Source organism: Photobacterium gaetbulicola, from assembly GCF_003025515.1.
Taxonomy (GTDB): Bacteria; Pseudomonadota; Gammaproteobacteria; order Enterobacterales; family Vibrionaceae; genus Photobacterium; species Photobacterium gaetbulicola.
The window spans coordinates 1-604 of sequence record NZ_PYME01000075.1 but is presented as its reverse complement, the minus strand read 5'-3'; the positions used below and the strand labels follow the sequence as shown (position 1 = coordinate 604).

The window sequence follows — 604 nt, the reverse complement described above, 5'->3', positions numbered from 1 at the left end:
CGGTGACGACTGGCTCGCTGTCATCACTGCTATCGCTCAGGGTAAAGCGAATGTCGACAATCGGGGTGGTGAGCTCGTAGGGATCGACCCCAAGGCTGATCGGTAAGGTATAAACCTCACCAGCTGCGACGGCCACTTGTTGTGGTCCATACCATTCGATCCCTTCTATTCCCTCGACTTTGAGCTGATAAGTGCGATCTTGTTGGGTTTTATTAAGGATTTTTAAGGTGTAAGTGTTCTCGACTAAGCCTTCGTTATTTTCACGGAATAACTGACTGCGATCGCGGATCACATCGAGCCCCATTGGACTTACAGCGCTCAGTAACACAAAGAATAACCCAACCATTGCCACCATTACCGCACCGTAACCGATCAGTTTCGGACGCATGACTTTGGTGTGCTTACCTTCTAGCTTGTGCTCTGTGGTATAGCTGATCAGGCGCTTTTCGTACCCCATCCGCGTCATGGTCTCATCACAGGCATCGACACAGGCACCGCAGTTGATGCATTCGTATTGTAAGCCATCACGAATATCGATCCCCGTAGGACAAACTTGGACACACAAGTTGCAGTCGATACAGTCGCCGAGCCCACGAGACGCTCA

At 50.7% G+C, this 604-nt stretch carries 1 pseudogene; it reads right to left on the bottom strand.

Annotated features, from left to right (window positions below):
- Window positions 1-592, bottom strand: a pseudogene (locus tag C9J03_RS26370) (FixG Ig-like domain-containing protein); the annotation flags it as partial.
- Window positions 593-604: the final 12 nt, after the last annotated feature.